This is a genomic window from Saccharopolyspora soli (assembly GCF_022678645.1).
Taxonomy (GTDB): Bacteria; Actinomycetota; Actinomycetes; order Mycobacteriales; family Pseudonocardiaceae; genus Saccharopolyspora; species Saccharopolyspora soli.
In genome coordinates this window covers 1-3,234 of the sequence record NZ_JALBWV010000150.1, presented here as the reverse complement: position 1 = coordinate 3,234, position 3,234 = coordinate 1, and the positions used below count along the sequence as shown (strand labels likewise).

3 protein-coding genes are annotated in these 3,234 nt (G+C 65.9%); all 3 read left to right on the top strand.

All coding sequences use genetic code 11. From position 1 onward, the window contains the following. The first annotated feature begins 252 nt into the window (after window positions 1-252). Genes MOQ72_RS43985 through MOQ72_RS43975 form a run of 3 tightly spaced genes read left to right on the top strand, consistent with a single transcriptional unit; the run spans window position 253 to window position 3,172 of the window. Complete coding sequence (locus MOQ72_RS43985) at window positions 253-1,374, top strand: tyrosine-type recombinase/integrase (protein WP_242192009.1); 1,122 nt, start codon at window positions 253-255, stop codon at window positions 1,372-1,374. Then, window positions 1,371-1,697 (top strand): helix-turn-helix domain-containing protein, encoded by a 327-nt coding sequence (locus MOQ72_RS43980; RefSeq protein WP_242192008.1) that lies wholly within the window; start codon window positions 1,371-1,373, stop codon window positions 1,695-1,697. Before MOQ72_RS43985 ends, MOQ72_RS43980 begins: the two co-directional genes overlap by 4 nt. Then, window positions 1,694-3,172 (top strand): site-specific integrase, encoded by a 1,479-nt coding sequence (locus tag MOQ72_RS43975; RefSeq protein ID WP_242192007.1) that lies wholly within the window; start codon window positions 1,694-1,696, stop codon window positions 3,170-3,172. Before MOQ72_RS43980 ends, MOQ72_RS43975 begins: the two co-directional genes overlap by 4 nt. The last annotated feature ends 62 nt before the right edge of the window (window positions 3,173-3,234 follow it).

Below are 3,234 nucleotides of genomic sequence, written 5' to 3'. Positions count from 1 at the left end.
GATGTTCCGAATGGCTTGTATTGCATCGGATGCGATCTCAGGCCGTTGTGCGAGTCGGTTCGCCTGCATGTCCAGAAACGGCCTTTGAGCTGGGCCGACAACCTGATCTTCTCGGGATGACCTTATCGGATCACTCCTCAAGGACGGAGCGGTATCCCGGCGTCGTGAGCGTTTGATCAGCCCGGATGCAGCCGGGGTCGCATTGGATGCGATGATCTCGCATCAGATGCGATCTACGGAGCGTGGTGTTGAGTGACCGATGGTGGGCGGATTCCGGGTGTCGCGCGGCTATATCTGGCCGATGGGGTGCCGTTGTTGCACCCGGAGGAGCAGGTGTTCGCCGCGATGCTCGACGGGTGGCGCAACCAGCAGCTGGCGCGGAACCTGGCGCTGTCCACAATCGACGGACGTGAGAAGGCGGTGCGGGCCTTCGCTCGGCATGCGGATGCGTTCCCGTGGCACTGGACTCCTCAGCTGCTTGACGAGTGGTTCAGCGATCTGCGGGCGGTGCGGCACCTGAAGCACTCGACCGTGCGCGCTTACCAGGAAGCGATTCGTATGTTCTGCCACTACGTCACCGATCCGGCCTACCAGTGGGCGGTGGAATGCGAGCAGCGCTTCGGCACGCATCCGGTGCAGGTCGTGCACGAGTGGAACACCGCCGTGCACGTTCAGGCCACCGAGTCCGACCCAGCGAAGCGGGCGTTCACCCTCGATGAGCTGGAGCGGTTCTTCGACTATGCCGACGAGCAGGTCTCGCGTGTGCGGGTTGCCGGGCGCAAGGGTTGGCTGCCCGCGTTCCGCGACGCGACGCTGTTCAAGGTCTCCTACTCATTTGGGTTGCGCCGCAACGAAGTTCGGATGCTCGATCTGGCCGACCTCGGCCGCAACCCGCATGCTCCTGAGTTCGGTGACTTCGGGGTGCTCTACGTCCGGCACGGCAAGGCGAAGAAGGGTTCACCGCCGAAACGCCGCAGCGTGCTGACCGTCTGGGACTGGACACCTGAGATTCTGGATCAGTGGATCACGCACGTGCGGCCCGCTTTCAGCCGTGCCGACAGCCCGGCGTTGTGGCCCTCAGAGAGGTCGGAACGGATCGCGTTGAGCCAGCTCGACGCGCGGTTCGCACTCTACCGGGACGCGCTGAACCTCGATCCCGGCCTCGATTTCCATTCGTTCCGGCGTTCCTACGTCACGCACCTCATCGAGGCCGGCTGGGACCCGTTCTTTGTCCAGCAGCAGGTCGGACATGAGCATGCCTCTACGACCTCGATCTACACGTGCGTGTCGTCGGATTTCCGCACCCGAACCCTGCGTCGCGCACTGGATGACACGCTCGGCGCGGCACTCGATCCCACCCGGAGGGCACGATGAAACGCCAGGTCAGCTACCAGTGGCGGCTGCGGGAACTGATGGCCGCCCACGGCATGTTCTCCACCACCGAACTCGTTCCCCTCCTGCGTGAGCGAGGCATCGACTTGTCGGTGTCCCAGGTTCACCGGCTGGCGACCGGCACGCCGGAACGGCTGTCGCTGGCCGTGCTCGCCGCGCTCTGCGACATCTTTGAGTGCACCTCAGCCGAGTTGATCGCGACCAAGGCTGAGAACACCACCGGCCGCAAGACCGCCACCGACGACGCCGTGGTCGACCCGGCCGCGGTCAAGCCCAAGCGGGTTCGCCTGCGCCCGCAGGGATGAGCCCGGCATACTCGACGCGGGAGCAGTTCGAGCGCTGGCACATCCGTGACTGCGTCCGGTGCGGGCGCCGGGCGGCCAAGGCCGCGAACTGGGAAGGCCCGATCTGCCGCACCTGCTTCGACCACGCCGTCCACACCTGGGGCGATTGCCCGGACTGCGGCATGCACCGGCTCCTTCCGGGCCGCCGAAGTTCGGGCGATGAGGTCGCGATCTGCCGCGACTGCGCGGCCATCACCCGCGACTTCTTCTGCGACCGCTGCGGGTTCGAAGGCTGCCTGCTCGCCGGACGTTTCTGCGAACGCTGCACCCTCGCCGACAAGCTCAATCGGACCCTCGACGACGGCACCGGCAAGACCCGTCCAGAGCTCGTTCCGCTGAGGGACGGCATTCTGGGCTCCCAGAACTTGAAGCGGCAACTGGCCTGGTTCGGTCAATCTCGCGTCCCCGAAGTGCTGGCTGCCCTGGCACGCGGGGACCTTCCTCTGACGCACAAGGCCCTGGCTGCATTACCGGACTGGCGCACCGCCTCATCCGTTCGTGAACTGCTGATGCACCACGGGGTTCTGCCTCGCATGGACAGGCAGCTCATGCTTTTCGAGCGCTGGCTCGCCCAACGCCTGGCCGACCTCGAACCCCCTGAGCACGCCCAGCTCGTCCACCGCTTCGCCACCTGGAACGAGCTGCGACGGTTGCGGCGGAAGGCAGAAAACGAGCCTCTTCGCCCCACTACCACGAACGAAGCTCGCCAGCGCGTCAACCGAGCCGCCGACTTCCTGACCTGGCTCGCCGACCACAACACCGGCCTTCAACACTGCACCCAAGCCGACCTCGACGCCTGGCACTCCAAGCACTACGCGACCCGTCGACCTGCGCAAGCGTTCCTGCGCTGGGCCATGCGTTCCGGGCATATGCCCAAGCTGACCTGGACATGGAAGCCCACGACCAACCCCGCACCGATAGCCCAGCACCAGCGACTCGCGCTTATCCGCCGCCTCGTCACAGACCAGACGATCCCGCTGCGGGAACGCATCGCTGGACTGCTCGTGCTCCTCTACGCCCAGCCCCTCAGCCGCGTTGTCCAGATGACCATCCACGACGTGATCACCAGCGACAACGAGGTTCTTCTCCGCATCGGCGACCCACTCACACCTGCACCCGGCCCGCTGGCCGACCTACTCCACGAGTTACTCGCCGATCGCGCCGCTGCCTCCGGGCCGAACAGCGACTCGGACTGGCTGTTTCCCGGCCGCCGGGCAGGCCAGCCGCTACAGCACCGCAGCCTCGGCGAAGCCCTGCACCGACATGGCATCCCGGTCCAGTCCGGACGCACCTCAGCCCTTCGCCAACTCGTGCTGCAAGCCCCCGCACCCGTCGTCGCCCGGATGCTCGGCTTCCACGACAAGCACACCACCCGCGTCCTGATCGAGGCCGGAGGCAGCTGGAACCGCTACGCCCCTGGCGACCACGATCGGTGACAGCACCCCCTGCTCCCACCTCGAATACAGGTCGCTTGATTACGAGAGCTCACCAGACTCAA

Bases quoted from the DNA above. Each gene is read 5' to 3' on its own strand.
- MOQ72_RS43980 (WP_242192008.1), top strand. From the start codon at position 1,371: ATGAAACGCCAGGTCAGCTACCAGTGGCGGCTGCGGGAACTGATGGCC.
- MOQ72_RS43975 (WP_242192007.1), top strand. From the start codon at position 1,694: ATGAGCCCGGCATACTCGACGCGGGAGCAGTTCGAGCGCTGGCACATC.